Origin of the sequence: uncultured Parasphingopyxis sp., assembly GCF_937129435.1 — a bacterium.
Lineage (GTDB): Bacteria > Pseudomonadota > Alphaproteobacteria > Sphingomonadales > Sphingomonadaceae > Parasphingopyxis.
Genome location: NZ_CAKZNF010000074.1, coordinates 28,659 through 52,859, shown reverse-complemented (window position 1 = coordinate 52,859; position 24,201 = coordinate 28,659). Strand labels below are relative to the sequence as shown.

Genomic DNA, 24,201 nt, shown 5'->3' with positions numbered 1-24,201 from the left:
CGGCAAAAGCGGCTGCAACCGCGCAAACTGATCTTCGCTCAACCAGAACTCGCCTGCCATTCTTGCTCTCCTTCCAAAGAGCTTGAATCACAGGTCAGAGCATTTGGGAATCCACTTTATGGGGCCTGGCCCTAGGTCGCATACCCATAACTGGGATTCACAAGAGGCGAGAGTTCTGATTCAGTGTTTTTCCGAGAAGGGAGACGCTGATGGGACGTTTTGATCTGACGGATTTTGAACGGTCGGTGATGCAGCCTTTGCTGCCGACGAAGGTTCGCGGGGTTAAGCGGGTCGACGACCGGCGGGTATTGAACGGGATATTCTGGCGACTGCGCACGGGCGCGCCATGGGCGGATATACCGGCACGCTATGGGCCGTATACGACGTGCGTGAACCGCTTAATCCGATGGCGCAAGGCTGGCCATTGGGCGCGGATATTGGGTGCTGTATCAGCGGCGTATGAAGGCGATATCCAGATAATCGACAGTTCCTCGATCCGCGTTCACCAACATGGTGGCAACGCCCAAAAAAGACGGAAGACCCGTTGCATGGGTCGCTCGCGCGGCGGGCTGACCACCAAGATCCACGCCATGGTCGATGCCAATGGCTTGCCGATTGGCCTGCGCCTGAGCGAAGGCCAAGCCTATGACGGACACAGCGCGCACCTGATGCTCGACACGCTCGTGCCCGGTTCGATCCTGCTGGCAGACCGCGCCTACGATGCCGATAAGCTGCGCGAGGCCATCGCAAACAAGGGCGCTTTCGCCAACATCCCGCCCATGCCACAGCGGGTCCGCCGATCAGCGTTCAGCCCGTTCCTCTATCGCTATCGCAACCTGATCGAACGCTTCTTTAACAAACTCAAACACTTCAGGGCCATCGCCACACGTTTCGACAAGCGCGACGATAACTATCTCGCCTCAGTCCAGCTCGCTTCCATCAGAATATGGTTGCGGCATAATGAGTCGGTGACCTAAGCTCTCTAGCGCGAAAGCCGGATCAGCGTCTCCGGCTTGGGCCGCGACAGCCCATCCACCATCCAGGCCAATACCCGCATTCCAGCTTCGTCGGCCGGGCCGTTTTCGGTGTTGTTCGTCCGAATATCGCCGTTCGTCCTTACGACGAAGCGGCCGTTGGCGGTCGTTTGCACAGGACTTTCCGCGTCGGCCATCTCTCCCATGCCGGACAGCAGCATCATGCCGGCCAGCCCACGATCGCTGGCGAATCCGGGGGCCTGGACGCGGACGGTGCCGTCCTCGGCCGCCGTGATCACGACCATCGGCTGCGAAACCTCGAAACCGTCGAGCACGGGAAAGACGAAGCCCTGATCGACGCTGCCGGTAATCCGGTAATCGACTTCGAAAACGCGATTGCCCCGATAGACGACAGAATTCCATCCGCGCTGCTGTTGCAGCCTGGCGGCATAGGCGCGCATCGTTTCATCGTCATCGATATTAATGCCGCCGAGCAACTGCATCATGATCGTGGCCTGACGCTGTTCATTCTCGCGCATGGCGTCGATCGTTTCCTGCCATTCGGCCCTTTGTTCGGCAATTTCCTCCGGCGTGCATTCACGAGGCTCATAGGCGGTGTCGGGAATGCCGATCGACCAGTCGTCGGCTCCATCCGCCGCGTCGGCGGCCGTATCTGGTTCGACAACCGCATCCGGTTCGGCAACCGTTGCGGGTTCATTATAGCAGGTCGGCTCAATATCGGCGTAGATGGCCTCGACATCATAGGTGTTCGAGCCAGCGCGGTTCGGCAGATTGAGGACGATCTCCCCTCGATAGGCGAAGGTGAACTGGCCGCTATTCTCGATCGTGAGCTCGGATTCGAAATCGCCCGGTGTCAGGAAACAACCGGTCATAAAAAGCGGTGCCAACAGAACGAAAATCAAGCGAATCGGAAGCGTCATGACCCGTTCCCCTCTCGCGCCGCATATAGCGCGATCGCTGCGGCATTGGATACGTTCAAACTCTCCATCCGGTCGGAAATCGGCAGCCGTGCAAGGGCATCGCAATGCTGGGCGACATTCGGACGCAGGCCCTCTCCCTCGGCGCCCAGCACAAGTGCTACCTTGGCCGGACCGAGCGCTTCGCCGATCGTCATATCGGTCTCGCCGGCTAGCCCGATGCGCCAGAACCCGGCATCGGCCATCTGGTCGAGCGCGCGCGAAAGATTGACGACCCGGCACCAGGGCAAGATCTCGAGCGCGCCCGACGCCGCCTTGGCGAGCGCGCCTGATTCCGGCGGCGCGTGCCTGTCCTGCGTGACGATCCCCAGCGCATCGAATGCAACGGCGGAACGCATGATCGCGCCGGCATTGTGCGGATCGGTCACCTGATCGAGAACGACGAGAGGCCGGCCATCAGCCGCGCCGTCGAGCAGGTCCTCGATGGCGATGTCTTCGAGCGGCTCGACCTCGGCGACGATTCCTTGGTGCGGGGCGTCGTGCGGAACATGGCGAGCCAGATCCTGCACGCCGGCGATTTCGACCGGCAACCCCTCTGGCATATCGAGTTCCGCCAGTGCCTCATGCGTCGCCCAGATCTTGCGGAAGCGCCGCGCCGGATTGGCCAGCGCGGCCTCCACGGCATGCCGTCCCCAGAGCCTCGGGTGCCGCGCGTCGCGCTGCTTTGCCTTGCGTCGTTTTGCCATCGGCAACCCTTTCCACAGCGCGGCGTTGACAGGCAAGCGGCGTTTCGCCATTGAGCCGCCCTCTTGCCGCGCCGCACGGCGCCAAGGCCTCCTGGAATGGACGGGTGGCCGAGTGGTTAAAGGCAGCAGACTGTAAATCTGCCCGCGTTAGCGTACGCTGGTTCGAATCCAGCCCCGTCCACCAGTTTTCCGGAATATGAGAATGTCCGGGAGACATTCTCCCGTAATCTCCAGATCGCAAGCGAGGGCCTTTCGTCCGCAGCTATCTAAATTCATTTTGGCTGGATTGGCGTCCGTCCGCAATGACTTAGCGGGAAAGTTTGCTGCACTGCGACAAGAAATTTCGCGATCCGGTAGCCAAGCCGTCGCCCAGCCCATAGGATAGAACCCTCGCCGCCGCGGCTGTTCACCCTAACAGGGGTCGTGCCGGGTATCATCGCAAGCGCAGGAAAAGCCAAAAGGGAGAAGAGCGATCACGCCCAACAAAACCGTCGTATTTCAGCCGGACGAAAGACAGGATTACGGGGACGATCCGACCGCCGTCCGGGAATCTGACAAATATGTCTCCGAATATATTCGCGGTTTCGTCGACAAGTGGGACGAGCTGATCGACTGGAAGAGCCGCGCCGAGAGCGAGGGACGCTTCTTCATCGATGTGCTGAAGGCGCGCGGCAAGCACAGCGTGCTCGACGTCGCGGCCGGCACGGGCTTTCACTCGATCCAGCTCGCCAAGGCGGGGTTCGACGTGACTTCGGCCGATGGGTCTGCGGAGATGCTCGCAAAGGCGTTCGACAACGGCCGCGAGCACGGCGTGGTGCTCAAGACCGTCCATGCCGACTGGCGCAAGCTCAACAAGGACGTCCACGGCAAGTTCGACGCGATCATCTGCCTCGGCAACAGCTTCACCCATCTGTTCGACGAGCATGACCGCCGCCGGGCGCTGGCCGAATTCTATGCCGCGCTAAAGCATGACGGCATCCTGATCATCGATCAGCGCAACTATGACGGGATCCTCGACAACGGCTTCAGCACCAAGCACAAATATTATTATTGCGGCGACCAGGTGACGGCCGAGCCCGTCCATGTGGATGAGGGGCTCGCACGCTTCGAATATACCTTCCCGGACGGATCGAAGCACAACCTGAACATGTTCCCGCTGCGGAAGAATTACGTGCGCGACCTTCTGCGGGAAGCGGGGTTCCAGAAACTGCATAGCTATGGCGATTTCATGGAGGAGGGCGAGGAGTCCGATCCCGACTTCTTCGTGCATCTCGCGGAGAAAGAATATGACCGATAATCGGACCGCTGCCTCGAACTATGACGAAGGCGTTGGCGTCGCCCGCGACTATTATGACAGCGAAGAGGCCGATTCCTTCTACAGTGCCATCTGGGGCGGTGAGGATATCCATGTCGGCCTGTATGACGGCAAGACCGACATCGCGGTCGCCAGCCGCCGGACAGTCGATCGGATGGCCGGAAAGCTTGGCGACATTTCGGGCAAGAGCGTCGTCGATCTCGGCGCCGGCTATGGCGGAGCGGCGCGCGTGCTTGCCGGCGAATATGGCGCGCATGTCACGTGCATCAATCTCTCGTCCGTGGAAAACGAGCGGAACCGGGCGCTGACCAAAGAGGCCGGGCTTGGCGACAGGATCAAGATCGTCGGCGGTTCGTTCGACAATATGATATTCGACGATTCCAGCTTCGACATTGCGTGGAGCCAGGATGCGATCCTGCACGCGCCCGATCGCCTGGCTGTGCTCGACGAGGTGGCGCGCGTATTGAAGCCGGGCGGCGAGTTGATCTTCACCGATCCGATGCAGGCCGACGGCCTTGAAGACCGCGAAGCGCTCCAGCCGATCTACGACCGCATCCACCTGCCCGATCTGGCTTCGTTCGGCTTTTACGACGAAGCGCTCGGCAAGCGCGGGTTCGAGAAGATCGAGGTCGAAAAGCTGACCGATCAGCTCGGCAATCACTATGCGCGCGTGCGCGAGGAACTGGCCGAACGGGCTGCGGAAGAGGGCATCGACGCCGCATTTCGCGACCGAATGCTCGCCGGATTGAAGCACTGGGTCGATGGTGCGGCCGCCGGTCGCCTGGCCTGGGGCATCATGCACTATCGCAAGCGGAGCTGAACGCGCCGCGTCCCGCTCCGCATGGCGTCGATTGGGACTAGTCAATTGAAAAGGCGATGGACTAAGACCCTCCTAACTCAATAAATCGGGATGGGGATCAGGGCGCCATGCTTACAGCGCGTTCACTAGTGGGAAAACCGGTCGGGATCCGCGAGAACTTCATCACCGAACAGGAGCGCAAGCAACTGCTGTTCTACGCCAAGTCACCCAATGCGGCATGGGAAACCTACCTGCCGGAAAACGACGTCTGGTATGGCCGGATGATCAATCCGCGGAGCATGCCGCCCAAGGTGCTGCGGCTGATGGAGCGGCTCCGCAAGCGCGCGGCCAAGGCGATCAAGAAGGATTACGAGATCACCGAACCGGTCTATGCCGATACGCTGCAGATGGTCCGTTGGAAACCGGGCGACGATCAGGCGCCGCACGCGGATTGCGAGCAACCCGACGGCCGGCCGAACGAATTTCCGTGGCGTGCCTTCGCTTCGATCATCTATCTGAACGACGAATTCGAAGGCGGCGAGATTCATTTCCCGACGCTGGGCCTGCAACCGCAGATAAAGCCGCGGATGATGGCCTTCTTCCCCTCGACGCACGAATATCTGCACGGGGTGAAGAAGATCACCTCGGGCATGCGCTACACGCACAGCTGCTTCTACACCTTCGACAAGAACTGGCACGACGGCCACGCTGTCTGACGACGCAGGGCCTTGTGCCGCTGGACTTCTCTAGAACCAGGCCCGAACGCCCGCGAGAAAGACCCAGCGATCCGGATCGCCGCCGGTAGCGCGCGTGAAGTCAGCCGTGTCGCCGATGTCGCGGTGCCATTCGACACCGACATATGGCGCGAATTCGCGAGCGATCTCGTAGCGCAGCCTTAGCCCCGCCTCGACGTTCGACAGTCCCGCGCCGATGCCGAGTTCGGGGATGTCCTGCGCGGACAAGCTCGCCTCGAAACGCGGTTGCAGGATCAGGCGTTGGGTCAGCCGCTGGTCGTATTCTGCTTCGAAGCGCGCCGTCACGTCGCCTTCGTCGGAAAGAAACGCTGCGGCATCGATCTCGAACCAATAGGGTGCGACCCCCTGGACGCCGAGCACGAGATGCGCGGTATCGGGGCCATCGTTGCGGATGTCGTATCGGGCGCCGGTCTGGAGGTCGAAATAGGGGCCGATGGCATGGCTCCACAGTGCCTGGGTTTCGGCTTCCTCGAACGATCCGCCGAATTCGCCCTCGCCCTCGCTCTTGACCCAGAATTTGTCGATGTCACCGCCGAACCAGATGTTCGCGTCCCACAGATAGATGTCCTCGCCCTCCGTGATCTGCGCTTCGAGCCGGTCGAACATGAAAAGGTGTGTCGTCATCCCGCCCTGGTTGCGGCGGAGTTGATCGCGTGTTTCGGCCATCTCGGCGGGCGGGAAGAGCCCGTCGGCCGCGTGCTCGGGGCCGCTAAATGCTTCGGGAGGCGGGCCGGAGCGGGGCAGGGCAGGAGCGCCGTGATCCATCTCCTCGTGCCTCATTGAGCCGTGGTCCATCGATCCATGGTCCATCGTCTCGTGATCCATCGAACCGTGACCGGCGTGCGCATCTTCGCTTCCGGCGGCCGGCTCCATCGGGATGGCGTGGCCGGCATGCGGGTCGGCGGGCCGCTCCATGGCGTGACCGTCATGGCCCGACATGTCGTGCCCCTCATGCTGGGCGAGCAGCGGCGCGGGTATCAGGGTGGAGGCGAGGAGGAGGAGGTGCCGGATCATGCGGCATCTCCCATCGGCCGCACCGTGACGACGTTGAACATCCCCGAATGCATGTGCATCAGCAGGTGACAGTGGAACGCCCAGTCGCCCGGCGCGTCGGCGGTCAGGTCGAACTGCACGAAGCCGCCGGGAAGCACGTTGACGGTATGCTTGCGCGGCTGGCGGCCCGGATGGCCGTTCACCACCTCGAAGAAATGGCCGTGCAGGTGGATCGGGTGCGTCATCATCGTGTCGTTAACGAGTTTCACCCGCACCCGCTCGTTGCGCGCAAAGCGGATCGGCTCGACCACCTCGCTGAAGCGGCGGCCGTCGAACGACCACATATAGCGCTCCATATTGCCGGTCAGGTGGATTTCGAGTTCGCGGCTGGGCGGGCGCGGATCGGGATTGGCGTCGAGCGCGACAAGATCGGTGTAGACGAGCACGCGGTGATCGACATCGTCGAGGCCGATGCCGCGATCTCCGGTCCGGTCGACCGGCATCGGCGCGATCATGTCGACGCCGGGGTTCAGGTCCACCTCCGGCGCGACCGAGCCTTCGCGCATCGAATGATCCATCCCGCTACCGGCATCGCCCGACATGTCGTGGCCCATGGCGGAATGATCCATGCCCTCCATGTCGCCCATCGCCATGCCGCCCATGCCCATGTCGCGCATCGTCAGCGTCGGGCGTTCGCGCAGCGGCGGGACGGCGGCCTCCATGCCCTGGCGCGGTGCCAGCGTCGCGCGCGCCATGCCGGAACGGTCGATGCTCTCGGCGATAAAGCTGTAGGCGCCGTCGCGCGGCGTGACGATCACGTCATAGGTTTCGGCGACACCCATCTGAATTTCATCGGTTTCCACCGGACGGACATTTTCGCCGTCGGCGTTGACGACCGTCATCGGCAGGCCCGGAATACGGACGTTGAAGATGCTCATTGCGGAGGCGTTGATGATGCGCAGCCGCACCCGCTCGCCCGGTTCGAACAGGCCGGTCCAGTTCTCCTGCGGACCGTGACCGTTGATCAGATAGGTATAGGTCGCGCCGGTCACGTCGGCGATGTCGGACGGCATCATCCGCATGCCGCCCCACATGGCACGCTCGCCTGCACTCATCTCGCGGCCGTCGAACAGCGTGTTCTGCTGCCGGTTGAAATAGTCGGGACTCTGTTTCAGCCGTTCCATGATCGCGTGCGGATGCATGAAGCTCCAGTCCGAGAGCACGAGAACGTGTTCACGGTCGAAGGCGACGGGATCGTGATGCGGATCGATGACGATCGGCCCGTAATGCCCCATCGCCTCCTGCAGGTTCGAATGGCTGTGATACCAATAGGTGCCGGCCTGACGCACCGGGAATTCGTATACGAAGGTCTCGTGCGGCCGGATGCCGGGGAAGGAGATGCCGGGCACCCCATCCATCTGGAACGGCAGGAGCAGGCCGTGCCAATGGATCGAACTGTCCTCGTCGAGATGGTTGGTCACCGACAGGCGGACATTCTGCCCCTCGCGCAATCGGATCAGCGGCGCGGGCAGCGTGCCGTTGACGGTGATGGCATGGCCGGTGCGCCCGCCCACGGTAAAAGGCGTCTCGCCGATCGACAGCGCGATGTCCTCGCCGGAAAGCACACCGGGGGAGGCGGGGGCCATGGGTTGATGGTGCGCATGGCTCTGTGCGCGGGCCCATCCCGGCAACAGGCTCGTCGCAGCCAGCGAACCTCCGAGCGCCAGCGCGCCGTTCAGCACGTCTCGTCTTTTCAGCGATGTCATGAGGCTATTTTCCGGCTTTCTGGAACAGGTCGACCAGTTCGGTAAATTTCTGCCGCTGTTCGACGGGGTCGCCGCTTTGCAGCGCATCTTCGACACAATGGCCGGCATGGATCGAAAGGATCTTCGACTTTGCGGCGCGCAGCGCGCCTTCCATGGCAGTGACCTGCTGGAGGATATCGATGCAATAGCGATCGCCCTCCATCATCTTCGCGATGCCGCGGGCCTGACCCTCGATACGCTTCATCCGCGCGATTTCCTTGTCGAACTTGCAGGGCAACGGGTCTCTCCTTGATACTAGAGGGGGGTATAGTATATGGTTGGGCAATCCGCAAGATTTGCAACCGAAAGATTCCGTGATGTCCTATACCCGTTTCGCCGCCATGATCGTCACCTCGACGGTGATCATGTTCGGCATGATGTACCTCAACACCTACGCCCTCGATCACGTCTTGTTCAGCGAGACGCGCTTCTGGATGGCGCTCTATATGGGCGCGATGATGGCGGTCGTCATGCTCGCCTTCATGCTCGGCATGTACAAAAAGACGCGCGTCAATATCGCGATTTTCGCGGGAGCGGCGGTGCTGTTCGCAAGCTCGCTCTACGCGCTGCGCAGCCAGGATACGATCGCCGACACCGCCTATATGAAGGGCATGATCCCGCATCATTCGATCGCCATCCTGACAAGCGAGCGGGCCAATATCGAGGACATTCGCGTCCGCGAACTTGCCGACGGGATCATCCGGGCCCAGCGCCGCGAGATCGACGAGATGAAATGGCTGATCGACGACATTGCCGAAAACGGTCGCGCGACTACCGAGGCCGAGGCGGCTTCCCGTCCGGTCCCCGAATTCGACAGCCAAGGCTGAGGAGCTTCTCATGCTCGATTCCACCAAGATCAAAACCGCCCAGCTTTATCGCATGGTCATGCCCGACCATGTCTGCCCCTACGGCCTCAAATCGCTCGACCTGCTCCAGCGCGAGGGCTTCGAGGTTGAGGATCACCACCTCGAAACGCGTGCGGAAACCGACGCATTCAAGGCGAAGCACGACGTCAAGACGACGCCGCAGACCTTCATCGATGGCGAGCGGGTCGGCGGCTATGACGACCTTCGCGCGCATTTCGGCAAGTCGGTCAAGGATCCGGACGAGACGACCTACCAACCGGTGATTGCGCTGTTCGCGATGACGTTGCTGATGGCTATCGCGGCTGCCTTTGTTGCCGAAGGCCGGTGGTTCAGCCTGCGCACGACCGAATGGTTCGTCGCGTTCAGCATGTGCGGCCTAGCCTATCTCAAGCTGCGCGACGTCGAGAGCTTTTCGACGATGTTCCTCAACTACGACCTGCTGGCCCGCCGCTGGGTGCCCTATGGCTATGTCTATCCGTTCGGGGAGGGCGCGGCTGGCGTGCTGATGATCGCCGGCGGGATTTTCGGTCTGATCGCGGCGCCGATCGCGCTCGTCATCGGTACCATCGGCGCCGTCAGCGTGTTCAAGGCGGTCTATGTCGACAAGCGCGAACTCAAATGCGCGTGCGTCGGCGGCGACAGCAACGTCCCGCTCGGCTTCATCTCGCTGACGGAGAACGTGTTCATGATCGGCATGGGGGTGTGGATGGTTATGAAGCCGGCTGTTCTGGGCTAGCGAAGTTATCCGCCTCGGCGGGACCGCACGCTTTCGACCATGAGGCGGGCAGGGCTGATGGCTTGTTCTGCGCGATAGCCTTCTTCGAGGTGCAGCCGGACGAGATTGGCCGCTGACAGCCCTGTGTCCCGGTGCGCGACACCCAGCGTATTCCGGCGGGATTCCAGCGTCGTCCGGAAGAGCCTGTCCGCCCGGCCGAGATCGCCGCGCATTTGGTAGATGAGCGCTAGGTTGTTCCGCGTATACTGGAAATGCGGATGATCCGCGCCAAGGATGCGCTCGCGCGACTCCAGCGTCGCGGACAAAAGTGTTTCGGCCTCATCGAGACGCCCCAGGTCGCGATACAGCGCCCCGAGATTGTTCGCGGTGATGAGTGTCTGCGGATGTTCGGCACCCAGCATGGCGCGCGATCGTTCGAGCACGTCGCGATAGACTTCGACGGCTTCTTCGTCCCGCTCCATCGCGTCGTAAAGCATCGCGATATTGGACCGGGTTGTGAGCGTGTCGATATTGTCCGGGCCATAGACCGCTTGAGCGGCTTCCGCCGCATGAAGGATCAGGGGTTCGGCTTCCGCGAACCGCTGTTGCTCGACATACATCAGGCCGAGATTGGCGGCCGCGACGAGGACGGGATAGGATCGCGGGCCGATGGCGCTTGCGCCGCGGTCTATGACGTGCTGATACTGCCCTTCGGCGGCGGCATAATCGCCGCGCAGATGCGCTATGCCCGCCATAACGACCTGCGCGAACAGTGTCTCCTCGTGATCCGGGCCGTCGGATTCCAGCCGCGCCTCAACGACCGACCGGATGGTCTCGTCCGCCTCTGTATAACGCCCTTGCCGACGATAGAGTGTCGCGAGTTCGCCACCGACGATCAGCGGATCGAAGTTCTGCATGGTCGGACCGGCCGGCAACGCGGCCAGCCGGTTCCAGATCGCCTCGGCCTCGGCATAGCGGCCCGCGATGCTGTAGAAGTTCGCCAGATTATATTCCGCGATCAGCGTGAATTCGTGATCGTCGCCAACGTCCTCGCGATAGATATCTACAGCGCGAAGAAAAAGCCCTTCGGCCTCGGCGGCATTCCCGGAGCCGGACAATTCGAGTGCCTGCTCGGTCAGCGCGGCGGCTGTGGTCAGACGATCTTCCTGCTGCTTTTGAGCAGTGGCGGAAACAGCCTGAACCATGGCCATCGCAAACAATAGCGCCACCAATGCCGATCTCGCCATAGGTCCTACTTGCCTTCACAATCCGCTACTTTCGATCCCAACATGACATGGTTGGATGGGCGGCGAAAGTGTTGATTACAAACGGAATGGGCCGCGGAAGTTTCCTTCCGCGGCCCGCCCCGTTTGTCCTGTTGCGTGAAGGTGCCTTAAGCGACCTTCTTCTCTTCTTCCTCTTCCGGATCGCGCAGCACATAGCCGCGGCCCCAGACGGTCTCGATGTAGTTGTCGCCGTCCGCCGCCAGGCTGAGCTTCTTGCGCAGCTTGCAGATGAAGACGTCGATGATCTTGAGTTCGGGTTCGTCCATGCCGCCATACAGGTGGTTCAGGAACATTTCCTTGGTCAGCGTCGTGCCCTTGCGCAGCGAAAGCAGCTCGAGCATCGCATATTCCTTGCCCGTCAGGTGGACGCGATTGCTGTCGACCTCGACCGTCTTGGCGTCGAGATTGACCGAGAGCTTGCCGGTCTTGATGATCGACTGCGAATGACCCTTGGAGCGGCGCACCACGGCGTGGATGCGGGCGACCAGCTCTTCGCGGTGGAAGGGCTTGGTGACGTAATCGTCGGCGCCGAAGCCGAAGCTGCGCACCTTGCTGTCCATTTCCGAAATGCCCGACAGGATCAGGACCGGCGTCTGCACCTTGGAAATGCGCAGCTTCTTCAGCACGTCGTATCCGTGCATGTCCGGCAGATTCAGATCGAGCAGGATGATATCGTAATCGTAGAGCTTGCCCAGATCGAGGCCTTCTTCGCCCAGATCGGTCGTGTAAACGTTAAAGCCCTCGGTGGTCAGCATCATCTCGATGCTTTTGGCCGTGGTCGGCTCGTCTTCGATCAGCAGCACGCGCATCAGGCAAACCCCTTTACTGTGGCACCGAACGAGAACGCCGTCCCGAACGGATCGGTGCAATTCATTAACCATGAGGGGTATGAAGGCAAAAGGTTAAAGGCCAGTTAACTCCACGAGTCGCGAAACTGTTGCGCAAAAGACTCACCCGGTTTCGCGGCAAATCTTGCGCAGCCTTGGCTCCAGAAATTCAATGAGCGCGGCGACGCGGCGCGGCCGGTGGCGGCCGGGCGGGGTGATCAGGTTGAGATCGCGCGTCGTCCGCGTCCAGTCGGGCAGCAGGTCGACGAGACTGCCCTTTGCCAGATCCTCGTCGAGAAAGAAGTGCGGCAGGATCGCGATTCCCAACCCCGCGCGGAGGAAGGGCAGCATCGCGCTGCCCTCGTTGCACGAGAGCGCCGAGATGACGCGCACTGTCTCCTCCTCGCCATCGGGCCCGTCGAAATGCCAGATCTCCGGCTGCGAGGCGTTGGCATAGGTGATGCAGCGATGCGCCGGGAGGTCACGGGGGTGCTGCAGCGACGGCGCGGATTCGAGATAGGACGGCGCGGCGACGAGATGCGATCGGATGCCGCCGAGACGCAGCGCGCGTAGCGAGCTGTCCTCCAGATTGGAGATCCGCAGCGCGAGGTCGAAGCCGTCGGCGACGATGTCGATCCGGGCATCGGAAAGATCGATATCGAGGTGGATGGCGGGGTGCGCCTGCTGGAACTCGGCGAGCATCGGCGAAAGCGTGGCGATGCCGAAAGCGAGCGGGGCCGCGATCCGGATCGTGCCCGAAAGCGCCTCGGCATCGGCACGTGCGACTTCCTCGGCGTCGACGCCCATCTCTCGCAGCGCGCGGCCATGCTCGGCCACCTCGCGTCCCGCCTCGGTCAACGAGAAACGGCGCGAGGTCCGGCGCAACAAAGTGGTGCCGAGCGACGTTTCCAGTTTGGAGATCGCTTTCGAGACGGTGGCCTTGGTGATGCCGAGTTCGTCGGCCGCAGCGCTGAAGCTGCCCCGCTCGGCAACGGTGGCGAAGATCGCGATGGCCTCGAAGTTGGGCAGTTTGCTCATAACTGGAAACGATCGGTTTCGAATGTTTCTATTTATGAGCCTATGCCGCCCTCCTATCTCGGCTGTCAACCAGCTGTAACCTACAGCCAACAGGAGACGAGTGATGATCGAGAAACGTCCCTTCGACAGCCTTGGCCATGCCGATCATGGCTGGCTCGACGCCCGGCACCATTTTTCCTTCGCCAACTATTACGACCCGAAGCGCATGGGCTGGGGCACGATCCGCGTCTGGAACGATGACAAGATCGCTGCAGGCTCCGGCTTCCCGCCGCACCCGCATCGCGACATGGAAATCGTGACCTATGTTCGCACCGGTGCGATTACCCATGAAGACAGCATGGGCAATCGCGGCCGGACCGAGGCCGGCGACGTCCAGGTAATGAGTGCGGGCCATGGCGTCCGCCACAGCGAGTATAACCTCGAGGACGAGATGACCACGCTGTTCCAGATCTGGATCGAGACGGCTCAACCCGGTGCCGAACCCGCCTGGGGCGCCAAACCCTTTCCCAAGGGCGATCGCTCGGGTCGCTGGGTGACGCTCGCCAGCGGGTTCGCCGAAGACGCGGACGCGTTGCCGATCAAGACGCCGGCTCGCGTGCTCGGCGCGACGTTGAAGGCGGGCGAAAGCCTCGACTATGCGGTGGGCGAGGGGCGGCATGCCTATCTCGTGCCCGCGACGGGCCGCATCGCCGCCAATGATGACGAATTCGCCGCCCGTGACGGCGCGGCGATCTCGGGCGGTACGACCGTCACACTGAAGGCGCTGGAGGACAGCGAACTCGTCCTCGTCGACGCCGCCTGACGCCCCCGGGCCGCCGGTCTTCCCCCCGACCGGCGGCCCTTTCTTTTCACTACACAGGGAGATCATCTCATGACCAAAGTCCTCGTCCTCTACTATTCCTCTTACGGCCATGTCGGCCAAATGGCCGAAGCCGTCGCCGAAGGCGCGCGCAACGGCGGCGCGGAGGTCGATATCAAGATCGTGCCCGAAACCGCGCCGAAGGAAGTCGCCGAAGCGATGGGTTTCAAGTCGGACCATGGCCATCCGGTGGCCGAGGTCGACGACCTGAAGAACTATGACGCGATCGTCGTCGGAACGCCGACGCGCTACGGCCGGATGTCGAGCCAGATGGCGTCGTTCTGGGACCGCACCGGCAAGCTGTGGCAATCGGGTGCGCTCATCGGGAAGGTCGGCGCGAGCTTCACCTCGACCGCCACCCAGCATGGCGGGCAGGAGATGACGCAATTCTCCACCATCACCAACCTGCTCCATATGGGCATGACGATCGTCGGTCTCGATTACGGCTTTCAGGAGCAGATGACGCTGGAAGGCGCTCATGGCGGCTCACCCTATGGTGCCAGCACGCTGGCGGGCGGCGACGGCAGCCGCCAGCCGAGCGACATCGATCTCGACGGCGCGCGCTACCTTGGCAAGCGGGTCGCGGAAACGGCGGCGAAACTTTCCGCCTAAACAATTCTGGCGGCGGGGTTTCATCGCCCCGCCGCTTCTCTATGCTGGGGCGATGTTTGTCGATCCGCCGCTGACCGATGCCGTGCTGCGCGGCGCCATTCTGACCGGCGCCGGGCTGCTATGGGTTCTGATCCTCGCCCGGATCGTGGGACTCCGGTCCTTCTCGAAGATGACCGCATTCGATTTCGTCGCGACGATCGCGACGGGTTCGCTGTTGGCCAACGCCGCCGTGGCGACCGACCTCAAAGGCTTTGCCCAGTCGATGGTTGCGATCGCGGCGCTTTTCCTCTTCCAGGTGATTCTCGCCAGCCTGCGCCGGCGCTTTGAGCCGTTCCGCAAGCTCGTCGACAACCGTCCGACGATCCTGATGCGCGACGGCGTGTTCGATGAGGACGCGCTGACCCGCACCCGCGTCTCCCGCAATGATGTGATCGCTAAGATGCGCGAGGCCAATGCCGGGAATTTCGAAGAGGTCCGCTATGTCGTGCTCGAGGCGACGGGCGATATTTCGATCCTGCACGAGGAAAAGGTCGCCAAGGAATTGACCGCAGATCTCGACTGATACCGTCATTGCCACCATAATCGAGGGATGCCGCCAGACCATGCCTTGCCGGACGACGCGTTCGAGGAGACTCATCTGGCAGGCACCGGGCCCGGCGGCCAGAACGCAAACAAGGTGGCGACGGCCGTCCAGCTTCGTGTCGACCTTGCCCGGCTCGATCTTCCGCCGCCCGTGTTGTCCCGGTTGCGGCGCCTCGCGGGTGCAAGGCTCACCAATGACGACGCGATCCTGCTGACGGCGCGGTCGCATCGTACGCAGGAAGCCAACCGGCGCGAGGCGATGGGCCGGTTCGAAGCCTTGCTCGCCAAGGCGCGGCAGCGGCCGAAATATCGCGTCAAGACCAAACCGAGCCGCGCCGCCAAGGCGAAGCGGGTCGATGCGAAGAAGCAGCGCAGTGCGGTGAAGAAGGCGCGGGGAAAACCGCGTCTCGATTGATCGGGCCGGTGACGATCGGCGCCGCGCCGCCTATATCACCGCGATGCATAGCTTCACCATCGAGACCTCCGACAAGCCCGCTCTGTATCGCGATCTGCTCTCGGCGCTCGACGGGCTGACCGCCGACGAGCCCGACGCCATCGCCAATATGGCCAATGCGGCGGCGCTGCTGTGGGAGTATCTGCCCGAAATCAACTGGGCCGGATTCTATAGGCTCGTCGACGGCGAACTCGTCCTCGGGCCGTTTCAGGGCAAGGCGGCCTGCATCCGGATACCATTGGGGCAAGGGGTTTGTGGCACGGCCGCCCGAACGCGCGAGACGCAGCTGGTCGAGGATGTTCACGCCTTTCCCGGTCATATCGCGTGCGATGCGGCTTCGCGGTCGGAGATCGTCGTTCCCATCGTCGTGGACGGCGAATTGATCGGCGTTCTCGATATCGACAGCCCGGCCAAAGCGCGTTTCGACTCGGCCGATCAAAAGGGCTGCGAAGCGCTGGTTTCGCTGCTGGCACCGCGTCTGGCCGCGCGTTAACCATCTTTCTCCACGAATTTGCGCCAAATCGGGACAGGAATCGCCCGATCCCGGCGTGGCGCGGGCCCTTCCGAAATGTTAACAAAGTGTTGACGTGTGCCGTTTCCGTGCGGCGCCCCAACAGGTGTGTGGAGGAAGAGCGAGAGATGCGTAGCTTCGTGATGTGGGGGCTGGCAGCCTCGATGGCGCTGATCCCGGCAACGGTGTCGGCGCAGAGCAATGCGGCGGCCGGAACGGCGGTAACCGCCGGCGCCATGAACGGTGCGGCCGGCCATCGCGGCGGCGGAAGCTGGCGTGGCACGACGGGCGGCAACTGGCGCGGCAATTTCGGTGGCGGCCATCGCTGGAGCGGCGGCAGCTGGTCCGGCGGCAATCGTGGCGGCACGCATGTGTGGCGCGGTGGCGGAAACTGGGGCGGCAATTGGGGTAACCATGGCGGCGGCAGCCGCACGGTCGTCTATCGCGGTGGCAACCGCTATGGCTGGCGCGGCGGTCACGGCGGCGGATTTAGCAGCGGCACGCGCTTCTTCGTCGGCGGCTTCCTGCCGAGCTATTTCCTCGCACCGCAATATTATGTGGTGAACTATCCGAGCTACGGCCTGGCCCAGCCGCGTTCCGGCTATCGCTGGGTCCGCTATTATGACGACGCCTATATGGTCGACGGACGCGGCTATATTGCCGACACGCGCTACGGCGTCCCTTATGACGGCGGCTATGCCTATGGCGGGGGCGGCGGCTCCTACTATGGCGGCGGCCATGGCGGGGGTTATGGCGGCGGCTATTATGACGACCGGCGTGACAATCGCGGCGACGCGGCTGCCGGTGCCATTATCGGCGGCGTGATCGGCGGGATTGCAGGGAACCGGATCGCAGGCCGCGGCAACCGCACCGAAGGCACGATCATCGGAGCCGGGATCGGCGCGATCGCAGGCGGTGCGCTGGGCGCGGCGGCGGGCGATCGCCGGGATCGTTACGATCGCTATGACGATCGCGACGAGTACGGCGTCTATCGTCACACCCGCTATTATGATTACGACCGCCCGGGTGCGACCTATGACAACCGCTATTATGGCGAGAGCCAATATCGCGGACCCGATCATCACAGCGGGCCGATCCCCGAATATGTCGGCAATGGCGATTACGCGCCGCGGATGGAATATTACGAAACCTATGGGCAGGACGGCCCGGCCTATGGCCATGGCGGCGGCTATTACGAACAGCCGGCTCCGGCCTATTATCCGCCGCAGCCTCAATATCAGCCGCCGGTGACGACCAGCATCAATGTCAGCGGCAGTTCGTCGAGCGCGATTTCCTATTCGAATACGCCGGCCCAGTCGGCGACCACGAATATCGTGCTGCACTCTGCCCCGGCGACGACGACCACGACGACCACCTTCATCGAAGAGGAAGTCGAATATGTCGCGCCGCGCCGCCGTGCGCGTCCGGCCCGGCGGTCGACGCCGCGCCGTGCGGCACCGCCGCAGCGGACGTGTCAGGTCCAGTGCCAGTGCGTCTGTAGATAGGCGGACATCATAAGGAGGCGCGTCTGGGGGGAAGCGCCTCGCACAAGGGCGGCGGGTTCGATCCCGCCGCCCTTTTTTTGCGTTGGGCCGCAACCGTTCACACTGATCGGGAGAATTGCATTGCGTGTAACCGCCACGCTCCCCAGATCGAACGCGACCGGAACACCAGCAGGGGCCGACAATGGCAGATTATGACTATGACCTTTTCGTGATTGGCGCAGGATCGGGCGGCGTGCGCGCGGCGCGTGTGTCCGCCGCGCATGGCGCAAAGGTCGCGATCGCCGAGGATCATCAGGTCGGCGGGACCTGCGTCATCCGCGGCTGCGTGCCGAAAAAGCTGCTCGTCTATGGGGCGCATTTCGCCGAGGACCTGAAGGACGCGACCCGTTTCGGCTGGCAGGTGCCCGAGGACTGCGCGTTCGACTGGCCCACTCTGCGAGACAATGTGCTCGCAGAGGTCGAACGGCTCAACGGCGCCTATACGAACACGCTCGAAAGCCATGATGTCGAGATCATCCTCGAACGCGCAACCGTTGCCGGTCCGCACGAGGTGAAGCTGGCGTCGGGCGAGACGAAGACGGCGAAATACATCCTCGTCGCCGTCGGCGCGCGGCCGCATATGCCCGATATCCCCGGCATCGAACATGCCGTCAGCTCGAACGAGATGTTCCATCTGGACGAGATGCCGAAGCGCGCTCTGATCGCGGGCGGCGGCTATATCGCCAACGAGTTCGCCGGTATCCTCCACGAATTCGCCTGCGAAGTGACGCTGGTGAACCGCTCCGACGTCATCCTGCGCCAATACGACCAGTCGATCCGCGACCGGTTGCTGCAGCTCTCCATGACCAAGGGCATCGATTTCCGTTTTCATTGCGAAATCGAAAAGATCGAGAAGAACGAGGACGGCAGCCTCCACGTCACGATGCCGGGCCATTCGGACATGGATGTCGATCTCGTCCTGTTCGCGACCGGCCGGGTTCCGAATACGGAAAATCTCGGCCTGGACAGCGCAAATGTCGAACTGGACGACAAGGGTGCGATCACGGTCGACGAATATTCGAAGACCAGCTGCGACAGTATCTATGCCGTCGGCGACGTGACCAACCGGGTGCAGCTGACGCCGGTCGCAATCCGCGAGGGGCAGGCCTTTGCCGACACCGTGTTCAACGACAAGCCGACCACGGTCGACTATGACTGCATCCCCTCGGCCGTGTTCAGCCACCCCCCCATGGCCGGCGTCGGCATGACCGAAGGCGAGGCGCGCAACACGCTGGGATCGATCAAGGTCTACACATCGGATTTCCGCGCGATGAAGAACGTGCTGGCCGAACGCAACGAGCGCGCGCTCTACAAGATGATCACCGATGCCGAGACCGGCAAGATCGTCGGCCTGCACATGATCGGGCCCGACGCGCCGGAGATCCTTCAGGCGGCGGCGGTCGCGGTGAAGGCGGGGCTGACCAAGGCCGATTTCGACAACGTCGTCGCGCTTCACCCGACGATGGCGGAAGAGCTGGTGTTGCTGAAATAACGGTCAGGCGATGCTGCCGTCACGTAGCCAGCGTGCGCAGTCCTCCCCGAGTTCGGCCACGGCCCGTGCCTCATAGGCTGCACATTCCTCCGCTGTCAGTGTGTCGCGCCAGCGGCCGTTGGTGCCCTTGTTGATGAAGGTCGCGCCGCCTCCATTCCATAATGTGCCGCCGAGAGGCGCGGATTGGTCTGCATTCGCCTTCATATGCGCGAAACCGCAATGTTCGACGAGCGTTGGCCACAGTTGCTCGGGGATCGTGATTTCCAGGAAGTTCGCGATCGTCCGCATCTCGCGTTCCATATCCGACTTCAGGTCGGCGAAGTGCAGCAGCATGACATTGGGAAGATTGCGGATTTCCCACCAGCTGCGAATATTTTCCCAGAACGACCACAAGGGCGATCCGTCTTGGTCGAACCATTCGCGATAAACGGCGTGGACATCGTCGGGCAGCCGCGGCATCGGCGGGCCGACGAGGCCGGGCGTGTCGTTGAGCGCGGCGTAGAGTTCGTCGTTGCCGTTGCGGAAATGGTTGAAGAAGCTCCAGACGACGTCGCGTCCGTCGCGTCCGATATAGATATATTTGGCGTCTCGACTAAAGCGCAGGGCATCGACGGGGAGGTGCGTCTTCAGGAAGCGCCGGTGCGTTTGCGCTTCCAGCGCCTCGAGCTTCACCTCTTTGGGCGGCACTCGTAGATCTACCCAAGGCGAGATATCGCCGATGGCCCCCGGCACGTCGCCTTGAAAAATGAGCTGCGAGACGATCTGCTGGACCCAAGTCGTGCCGGATTTGGCATAAGTCGCAATGACGATGTCATCGTCGCGGAATGTTAAGTCGTTCCAAACGGTCGAATCGAAATGATGGCTGTGCATCTCCCGCGTCTTCACGGGCCAGGCGATGGCATGTTCCATGATCCGGCAATTCCCCCGGCGGGAGAATGCGCTCCCGCTCGCGGCTGACATTTTATCACGCAGATCGTCGTTCGCGGAGTCTTTTCGGTTCGAGGTCCTGCATACCGATACCTCCCCGTTTCAGGTTTTCGGGCCATTCCAGCTCCATCGCCAGCGCTTCGGCGGCTAGCGATAGGGCGGGGGAGGTTTGCAGACCGAACCCGCCTTGGCCGGCCAACCAGAAAAAGCCGGGCGCGTCGGGATCGTAGCCGACCACGGGGCGCTCGTCGGGCGCGAAGCTTCGAAGCCCCGCCCAGCGGTGCGCGATGCGCGGGACGGTCATCGTCGTCGCCTCCTCGATCCGCCAGGCAATGGTCGCGATGTCGATCTCCTCGGGGCTGGCATCGCACGGCTCGGAAACGGTCTCGTCCTGCGGTGATGCCAGCAATCGGTCGGTGCCTTCGGGCAGGAAATAGAAGCCCTCGCCGATCGTCTTGGTGAACGGCCAGGCGGAGACATCCGTATCGCCCGGCCCGTTGAACGAGATCACCGTTCGGCGGCGTGGTTCGATACCGATTGGCGCGACGCCGGCCATGGCGGCGACTTGGTCGGCCCATGCGCCAGCGGCATTGATCAGGCGGGTGGTCGCATAGCTCTCGTCCATCGTGTCGACGACCCAGCGCCCGCCGTCGCGGCGAATCGCGGTGGCGCGCGCATCGGTGACGAGCGTGCCGCCCGCCTCGCGCAGCGCCGCGATATGGCGCTGGAGCATCGCGTGAGGGTCGAGCTTGAAACCGTTCGGATCGAGCAGCGCGAAGGCTGTCGCCGCTTCGCCGCCGGTTCGCAGCGGCACGATCTTCGCCGCCTCTTTGCCGCTCAACCGGTGATAATCGGGCGACAGGGCGCGGTGGACCTTTTCGAGCGCGTCGACCTCGGCCGCCTGATCGGCCCGCGCGATGTGCAGCGCAGGGTGGCGATGTGCGACCGGCGTCTCACCCTCCGATATTGGCGCGGCGAAAGTCTCGCGGCTGACAGCGGTCAGCGCCTTCACAAGACCATCGCCCAGGCCGAAATGGCAGAAGGTTACGCTGCGCCCCGACGCGTGATAGCCGGGCTGGCTTTCAGCCTCGAGCACCACCGTCTCGCCATGCCGCGCCAATCGGGCGGCTGCCGAAAGCCCGGCAATGCCGCCGCCAATGATGAGGGTGTCGACCTGGCGCATTGCGCGCCGCTCCCTAACCGACCCTGTTCGCCACCAACTCGTCGACCACCGCGGGATCGGCGAGCGTCGACGTGTCGCCGAGACTCGACGTGTCGCCCTCGGCGATCTTGCGGAGGATGCGGCGCATGATCTTGCCCGAGCGGGTCTTGGGCAGGGCGGGGGTGAACTGGATGGCGTCGGGCGTCGCGATCGGGCCGATTTCGGTGCGGACCCATTGGACGAGTTCCCTGCGCAGATCTTCGCTGGGCTCCGCGTCGGCCTTGAGCGTCACATAGGCGTAGATGCCCTGTCCCTTCACCTCGTGCGGCATACCGACGACGGCTGCTTCGGACACCTGTTCATGGAGCACAAGCGCGCTTTCGACCTCGGCGGTGCCCATCCGGTGACCCGACACGTTGATGACGTCGTCGACGCGGCCGGTGATCCAGTAATAGCCGTCCTCGTCGCGGCGGCAGCCGTCGCCGGTGAAATATTTGCCGGGATAGGTTGTGAAATAGGTGTCGAAGAAACGCTTGTGATCGCCATAGACGGTCCGCATCTGGCCGGGCCAGCTGCGGGTGATGCACAGATTGCCCTCGGTGGCGCCGTGCTGGACCTGCCCCTCGGCATCGACGATCTGCGGTTCGACGCCGAAGAACGGTTTGGTTGCCGAACCGGGCTTGAGGGCCGTCGCGCCGGGAAGCGGCGTGATCATCGCCGCGCCGGTTTCGGTCTGCCACCAGGTGTCGACGATCGGGCAGCGGCTGTCGCCGCCGACTTCGTAATACCAGCGCCACGCTTCCGGGTTGATCGGCTCGCCGACCGTGCCGAGAAGGCGCAGGCTCTCGCGCGATGTGCGGGTCACATGCTCGTCGCCCTCGCGCATCAGCGCGCGGATCGCGGTGGGGGCGGTGAAGAGGGTGTTGACCTGGTGCCGGTCGCACACCTCCCATATCCGGCTCGGCGTCGGCCAGTTGGGGACGCCCTCGTACATCACCGTCGTCGCGCCGTTCGCGAGCGGACCGTAGACGATATAGCTGTGTCCCGTGACCCAACCGATATCGGCGGCGCACCAGTAAATCTCGCCCCGCTTGTAATCGAAGACATAATGGTGTGTTAGCGACGCCCAGAGCAGATAGCCGCCGCTTGTGTGCAGCACACCCTTGGGCTTCCCCGTCGAACCCGAGGTGTAGAGGATGAAGAGCGGGTCTTCCGCGCCCATGGGTTCGGGCGGGCAGTTGGCGTCCACGCCTGCCGCCGCTTCGTGATACCAGACGTCGCGGCCTTCGGTCATCGCCACATCGCCGCCCGTCGCCTTCACGGTGATGACGGTCTTGATGCCCGGTGCGTGGCCGAACGCTTTGTCGACATTGGCCTTGAGCGGCACCGGCTTGCCGCCGCGCCGGCCCTCATCGGCGGTGATGACGCATGTGCTCTCGCAATCGTTGATCCGGCCGGCAAGCGCTTCGGGTGAGAAGCCGCCGAAGACGACCGAATGCACCGCGCCGATCCGCGCGCAGGCGAGCAGCGCGAAGGCCGCCTCGGGGATCATCGGCAGGTAGATGGTGATCCGGTCGCCGCGCTGGACGCCCTGTGCCTTCAGGACGTTCGCAAAACGGCAGACTTCGGCATGGAGCTCGCGATAGGTGAAGGTCTTGGCCTCTTCCGCCGGATCGTCGGGCTCCCAGATGATCGCCGTGGTGTCGCCGCGCTCGGCCAGATGCCGGTCGAGGCAGTTGGCCGACACGTTGATCTTGCCGTCGGTGAACCAGTTGATGTGGAAGTCCGACGCATCGAAGCTCCAGTCGCCGGCGATCTCGGGACGCTTGATCCAGTCGAGCCGCTTTGCCTGTTCGAGCCAGAAGGTCCCTGGATCGGCGAGCGAGCGGCCGTAGAGCTGTTCGTAATCCGCCGCATCGGCATAGGCGCGCTTGGCCCATGCGTCGGGGACGGGGTAGATATCCTGCTCGCTCATTCCGCGCTCCTGCTGCGTCTCTGTCCCTTAGTGTGGCTTCGCATCGCACCATGGCAAGAGCGTTTTCGTCACATCGCGGTCATTTTGGCGTTATAGCGCGATGCGATGACTCCCGATCCCGCCTTGAGGGAAACGAAGAGCGGCTGGCTCTCCTACGATCCCGATGCGCCGACATCGCCGAAGCGTTTGGCGATCCTCGCCGGAGTCGCGGCGCTGTTGCTGCTGGTGATTCTGTGGTCGATGGGCGGGGACGAGACGGCCGCGTCCGAAGCAGGGGCACCGGCACCCGCCGTCGCCCCGCCGCCTGCACCGCCCCAGCCTGCACCGCAAACCGTGACCACTTCTCCCGCCGCCGCACCGGGCGCTTCGTCGTCGCAGGTTGTGCTCCACGGCGTGATGGGCGGGGCGACGGACGGATCGGCGATCGTCTCGGTTGGCGGCGCGCAGCGGCTCGTGCGCGTCGGTCGCGATATCGAGCCGGGCTTGCGTCTTGTATCGATCGGCGCCGATCACATCATTGTCGATGAACGCGGGACGGAGGTCCGCATCGCCTTTCTCGATGCCGTTCCCCGTTCGCCCGTTGCATCGGGCGCGACGCCGGGCGGACGCCAGCCGAACCGGCCGAGCACCGCCGACGCGCTGAGCCGGGAGGCCGTACAGTATCAGGCCGGGATGCAGGCGGCGCAGGATGGCGCCGGCTTTACGATCACGCGCGGCCGCGTGCCGTCCGCCTTTGCCGCGCTGGGCCTGCAGCCGGGCGACCGTGTCCTGCGAGTCGGCGGCACCGAACTGGAAAGCCCCGACGATGTCGAGCGGATTCCCCGCGAGCTGGCCGGCGACGAACCGGTGCCAATAGAAATAATTCGCGACGGCCGGCGGCAGACGGTGATGGCCGAGCCGCGCTAACGACCGGTTGCTGCTGCGCTGCAGCGTTTGTGACAGCCAGGTTGCATTCGCTGTCATCCAACCATCATTTACGAGTCATCAAAGCATCATTCCCCGCATCTACCTGCGCCGCAGAACACG

The 24,201-nt window shown here is 63.2% G+C and carries 25 protein-coding genes and 1 tRNA gene; 15 read left to right on the top strand and 11 right to left on the bottom strand.

The window, feature by feature from the left end:
• The first annotated feature begins 209 nt into the window (after positions 1 to 209).
• Entirely contained in the window at positions 210 to 977 is a 768-nt protein-coding gene (locus Q0139_RS11955; RefSeq protein ID WP_298022133.1) for an IS5 family transposase, read from the top strand.
• A gap of 5 nt (positions 978 to 982) precedes the next feature.
• Here the strand turns inward: Q0139_RS11955 and Q0139_RS11950 are convergent, their stop codons facing one another.
• Positions 983 to 1,867: a hypothetical protein gene (locus tag Q0139_RS11950; RefSeq protein WP_298022131.1), complete on the bottom strand. Its 885-nt coding sequence runs from the start codon at positions 1,865 to 1,867 to the stop codon at positions 983 to 985.
• Between the two features lie 44 nt (positions 1,868 to 1,911).
• Positions 1,912 to 2,658, bottom strand: coding sequence for a 23S rRNA (guanosine(2251)-2'-O)-methyltransferase RlmB (gene rlmB, locus Q0139_RS11945; protein WP_298022128.1), 747 nt, complete (start codon positions 2,656 to 2,658; stop codon positions 1,912 to 1,914).
• A 98-nt stretch (positions 2,659 to 2,756) separates the two neighbouring features.
• Here rlmB and Q0139_RS11940 point away from each other — a divergent pair.
• From Q0139_RS11940 to Q0139_RS11925, 4 genes are all read left to right on the top strand, one after another.
• A tRNA-Tyr gene (locus Q0139_RS11940) sits at positions 2,757 to 2,842 on the top strand.
• 288 nt (positions 2,843 to 3,130) lie between these two features.
• A complete protein-coding gene (locus Q0139_RS11935) occupies positions 3,131 to 3,955 on the top strand; it encodes a class I SAM-dependent methyltransferase (protein ID WP_367180748.1) in 825 nt (274 codons plus the stop codon).
• A complete protein-coding gene (locus Q0139_RS11930) occupies positions 3,945 to 4,793 on the top strand; it encodes a methyltransferase domain-containing protein (RefSeq protein ID WP_298022125.1) in 849 nt (282 codons plus the stop codon). Before Q0139_RS11935 ends, Q0139_RS11930 begins: the two co-directional genes overlap by 11 nt.
• Positions 4,794 to 4,921: 128 nt before the next feature.
• Entirely contained in the window at positions 4,922 to 5,488 is a 567-nt protein-coding gene (locus Q0139_RS11925; protein WP_298022123.1) for a 2OG-Fe(II) oxygenase, read from the top strand.
• A 30-nt stretch (positions 5,489 to 5,518) separates the two neighbouring features.
• Here the strand turns inward: Q0139_RS11925 and Q0139_RS11920 are convergent, their stop codons facing one another.
• The 3 genes from Q0139_RS11920 to Q0139_RS11910 are packed head-to-tail and all read right to left on the bottom strand — an operon-like array spanning position 5,519 to position 8,563.
• Complete coding sequence (locus Q0139_RS11920) at positions 5,519 to 6,541, bottom strand: copper resistance protein B (protein ID WP_298022120.1); 1,023 nt, start codon at positions 6,539 to 6,541, stop codon at positions 5,519 to 5,521.
• The gene (locus Q0139_RS11915) at positions 6,538 to 8,286 is read right to left on the bottom strand and encodes a copper resistance system multicopper oxidase (RefSeq protein WP_298022117.1); all 1,749 of its coding nucleotides are present in this window, start codon (positions 8,284 to 8,286) and stop codon (positions 6,538 to 6,540) included. Before Q0139_RS11915 ends, Q0139_RS11920 begins: the two co-directional genes overlap by 4 nt.
• Positions 8,287 to 8,290: 4 nt before the next feature.
• Positions 8,291 to 8,563, bottom strand: a complete 273-nt coding sequence (locus tag Q0139_RS11910; RefSeq protein WP_298022114.1) for a metal-sensitive transcriptional regulator — start codon at positions 8,561 to 8,563, stop codon at positions 8,291 to 8,293.
• A 79-nt stretch (positions 8,564 to 8,642) separates the two neighbouring features.
• On the opposite strand from Q0139_RS11910, the gene Q0139_RS11905 reads away from it, so the two are divergent.
• Together Q0139_RS11905 and Q0139_RS11900 are read left to right on the top strand one after the other, a co-directional pair.
• Positions 8,643 to 9,152, top strand: a complete 510-nt coding sequence (locus tag Q0139_RS11905) for a DUF305 domain-containing protein (protein ID WP_298022110.1) — start codon at positions 8,643 to 8,645, stop codon at positions 9,150 to 9,152.
• A 10-nt stretch (positions 9,153 to 9,162) separates the two neighbouring features.
• Positions 9,163 to 9,927, top strand: a complete 765-nt coding sequence (locus tag Q0139_RS11900) for a glutaredoxin (protein ID WP_298022107.1) — start codon at positions 9,163 to 9,165, stop codon at positions 9,925 to 9,927.
• A gap of 5 nt (positions 9,928 to 9,932) precedes the next feature.
• Here Q0139_RS11900 and Q0139_RS11895 read toward each other — a convergent pair whose 3' ends face one another.
• From Q0139_RS11895 to Q0139_RS11885, 3 genes are all read right to left on the bottom strand, one after another.
• Complete coding sequence (locus Q0139_RS11895; RefSeq protein WP_298022103.1) at positions 9,933 to 11,153, bottom strand: tetratricopeptide repeat protein; 1,221 nt, start codon at positions 11,151 to 11,153, stop codon at positions 9,933 to 9,935.
• A gap of 146 nt (positions 11,154 to 11,299) precedes the next feature.
• Positions 11,300 to 12,001, bottom strand: coding sequence for a response regulator transcription factor CtrA (gene ctrA, locus Q0139_RS11890; RefSeq protein WP_298022099.1), 702 nt, complete (start codon positions 11,999 to 12,001; stop codon positions 11,300 to 11,302).
• Positions 12,002 to 12,142: 141 nt separating this feature from the next.
• Complete coding sequence (locus Q0139_RS11885) at positions 12,143 to 13,057, bottom strand: LysR family transcriptional regulator (protein WP_298022095.1); 915 nt, start codon at positions 13,055 to 13,057, stop codon at positions 12,143 to 12,145.
• Between the two features lie 103 nt (positions 13,058 to 13,160).
• On the opposite strand from Q0139_RS11885, the gene Q0139_RS11880 reads away from it, so the two are divergent.
• From Q0139_RS11880 to gorA, 7 genes are all read left to right on the top strand, one after another.
• A complete protein-coding gene (locus Q0139_RS11880; RefSeq protein ID WP_298022089.1) occupies positions 13,161 to 13,859 on the top strand; it encodes a pirin family protein in 699 nt (232 codons plus the stop codon).
• 69 nt (positions 13,860 to 13,928) lie between these two features.
• Positions 13,929 to 14,528: an NAD(P)H:quinone oxidoreductase gene (gene wrbA / locus Q0139_RS11875; protein ID WP_298022082.1), complete on the top strand. Its 600-nt coding sequence runs from the start codon at positions 13,929 to 13,931 to the stop codon at positions 14,526 to 14,528.
• A gap of 52 nt (positions 14,529 to 14,580) precedes the next feature.
• Positions 14,581 to 15,090, top strand: a complete 510-nt coding sequence (locus Q0139_RS11870; protein ID WP_298022080.1) for a DUF421 domain-containing protein — start codon at positions 14,581 to 14,583, stop codon at positions 15,088 to 15,090.
• A gap of 27 nt (positions 15,091 to 15,117) precedes the next feature.
• Positions 15,118 to 15,525 carry an alternative ribosome rescue aminoacyl-tRNA hydrolase ArfB gene (gene arfB / locus Q0139_RS11865; RefSeq protein ID WP_298022077.1) on the top strand — a complete coding sequence of 136 codons (408 nt, stop codon included), beginning with the start codon at positions 15,118 to 15,120 and terminating at the stop codon, positions 15,523 to 15,525.
• A gap of 43 nt (positions 15,526 to 15,568) precedes the next feature.
• Positions 15,569 to 16,057 carry a GAF domain-containing protein gene (locus Q0139_RS11860; RefSeq protein ID WP_298022073.1) on the top strand — a complete coding sequence of 163 codons (489 nt, stop codon included), beginning with the start codon at positions 15,569 to 15,571 and terminating at the stop codon, positions 16,055 to 16,057.
• A 146-nt stretch (positions 16,058 to 16,203) separates the two neighbouring features.
• A complete protein-coding gene (locus Q0139_RS11855) occupies positions 16,204 to 17,580 on the top strand; it encodes an RcnB family protein (protein WP_298022070.1) in 1,377 nt (458 codons plus the stop codon).
• A gap of 181 nt (positions 17,581 to 17,761) precedes the next feature.
• Positions 17,762 to 19,111 carry a glutathione-disulfide reductase gene (gorA, locus tag Q0139_RS11850; RefSeq protein WP_298022068.1) on the top strand — a complete coding sequence of 450 codons (1,350 nt, stop codon included), beginning with the start codon at positions 17,762 to 17,764 and terminating at the stop codon, positions 19,109 to 19,111.
• Between the two features lie 3 nt (positions 19,112 to 19,114).
• On the opposite strand, the gene Q0139_RS11845 is transcribed toward gorA, so the two are convergent.
• From Q0139_RS11845 to acs, 3 genes are read right to left on the bottom strand one after another with little or no spacing between them, the layout of a single operon-like run.
• Positions 19,115 to 20,020 (bottom strand): sulfotransferase domain-containing protein, encoded by a 906-nt coding sequence (locus tag Q0139_RS11845; protein ID WP_298022065.1) that lies wholly within the window; start codon positions 20,018 to 20,020, stop codon positions 19,115 to 19,117.
• A 55-nt stretch (positions 20,021 to 20,075) separates the two neighbouring features.
• Entirely contained in the window at positions 20,076 to 21,221 is a 1,146-nt protein-coding gene (locus Q0139_RS11840; protein WP_298022063.1) for an FAD-binding oxidoreductase, read from the bottom strand.
• Between the two features lie 13 nt (positions 21,222 to 21,234).
• Positions 21,235 to 23,175 (bottom strand): acetate--CoA ligase, encoded by a 1,941-nt coding sequence (gene acs, locus Q0139_RS11835; protein ID WP_298022060.1) that lies wholly within the window; start codon positions 23,173 to 23,175, stop codon positions 21,235 to 21,237.
• Between the two features lie 105 nt (positions 23,176 to 23,280).
• Between acs and Q0139_RS11830 the strand changes: the two genes are divergently transcribed.
• On the top strand, positions 23,281 to 24,081 hold the full coding sequence (locus Q0139_RS11830; protein WP_298022057.1) for a type II secretion system protein N: 801 nt from the start codon (positions 23,281 to 23,283) through the stop codon (positions 24,079 to 24,081).
• The last annotated feature ends 120 nt before the right edge of the window (positions 24,082 to 24,201 follow it).

Excerpts from the sequence above, each read along its gene's own strand:
- Q0139_RS11830 (WP_298022057.1), top strand. The coding sequence starts at position 23,281 with ATGACTCCCGATCCCGCCTTGAGGGAAACGAAGAGCGGCTGGCTCTCC.
- rlmB (WP_298022128.1), bottom strand. The coding sequence starts at position 2,658 with ATGGCAAAACGACGCAAGGCAAAGCAGCGCGACGCGCGGCACCCGAGG.
- acs (WP_298022060.1), bottom strand. The coding sequence starts at position 23,175 with ATGAGCGAGCAGGATATCTACCCCGTCCCCGACGCATGGGCCAAGCGC.
- Q0139_RS11895 (WP_298022103.1), bottom strand. The coding sequence starts at position 11,153 with ATGGCGAGATCGGCATTGGTGGCGCTATTGTTTGCGATGGCCATGGTT.
- Q0139_RS11880 (WP_298022089.1), top strand. The coding sequence starts at position 13,161 with ATGATCGAGAAACGTCCCTTCGACAGCCTTGGCCATGCCGATCATGGC.
- Q0139_RS11900 (WP_298022107.1), top strand. The coding sequence starts at position 9,163 with ATGCTCGATTCCACCAAGATCAAAACCGCCCAGCTTTATCGCATGGTC.
- Q0139_RS11950 (WP_298022131.1), bottom strand. The coding sequence starts at position 1,867 with ATGACCGGTTGTTTCCTGACACCGGGCGATTTCGAATCCGAGCTCACG.
- Q0139_RS11885 (WP_298022095.1), bottom strand. The coding sequence starts at position 13,057 with ATGAGCAAACTGCCCAACTTCGAGGCCATCGCGATCTTCGCCACCGTT.
- ctrA (WP_298022099.1), bottom strand. The coding sequence starts at position 12,001 with ATGCGCGTGCTGCTGATCGAAGACGAGCCGACCACGGCCAAAAGCATC.
- Q0139_RS11905 (WP_298022110.1), top strand. The coding sequence starts at position 8,643 with ATGTCCTATACCCGTTTCGCCGCCATGATCGTCACCTCGACGGTGATC.
- Q0139_RS11930 (WP_298022125.1), top strand. The coding sequence starts at position 3,945 with ATGACCGATAATCGGACCGCTGCCTCGAACTATGACGAAGGCGTTGGC.
- Q0139_RS11845 (WP_298022065.1), bottom strand. The coding sequence starts at position 20,020 with ATGGAACATGCCATCGCCTGGCCCGTGAAGACGCGGGAGATGCACAGC.
- gorA (WP_298022068.1), top strand. The coding sequence starts at position 17,762 with ATGGCAGATTATGACTATGACCTTTTCGTGATTGGCGCAGGATCGGGC.
- Q0139_RS11840 (WP_298022063.1), bottom strand. The coding sequence starts at position 21,221 with ATGCGCCAGGTCGACACCCTCATCATTGGCGGCGGCATTGCCGGGCTT.
- wrbA (WP_298022082.1), top strand. The coding sequence starts at position 13,929 with ATGACCAAAGTCCTCGTCCTCTACTATTCCTCTTACGGCCATGTCGGC.
- Q0139_RS11920 (WP_298022120.1), bottom strand. The coding sequence starts at position 6,541 with ATGATCCGGCACCTCCTCCTCCTCGCCTCCACCCTGATACCCGCGCCG.
- Q0139_RS11870 (WP_298022080.1), top strand. The coding sequence starts at position 14,581 with ATGTTTGTCGATCCGCCGCTGACCGATGCCGTGCTGCGCGGCGCCATT.
- Q0139_RS11860 (WP_298022073.1), top strand. The coding sequence starts at position 15,569 with ATGCATAGCTTCACCATCGAGACCTCCGACAAGCCCGCTCTGTATCGC.
- Q0139_RS11915 (WP_298022117.1), bottom strand. The coding sequence starts at position 8,286 with ATGACATCGCTGAAAAGACGAGACGTGCTGAACGGCGCGCTGGCGCTC.
- arfB (WP_298022077.1), top strand. The coding sequence starts at position 15,118 with ATGCCGCCAGACCATGCCTTGCCGGACGACGCGTTCGAGGAGACTCAT.
- Q0139_RS11855 (WP_298022070.1), top strand. The coding sequence starts at position 16,204 with ATGCGTAGCTTCGTGATGTGGGGGCTGGCAGCCTCGATGGCGCTGATC.
- Q0139_RS11955 (WP_298022133.1), top strand. The coding sequence starts at position 210 with ATGGGACGTTTTGATCTGACGGATTTTGAACGGTCGGTGATGCAGCCT.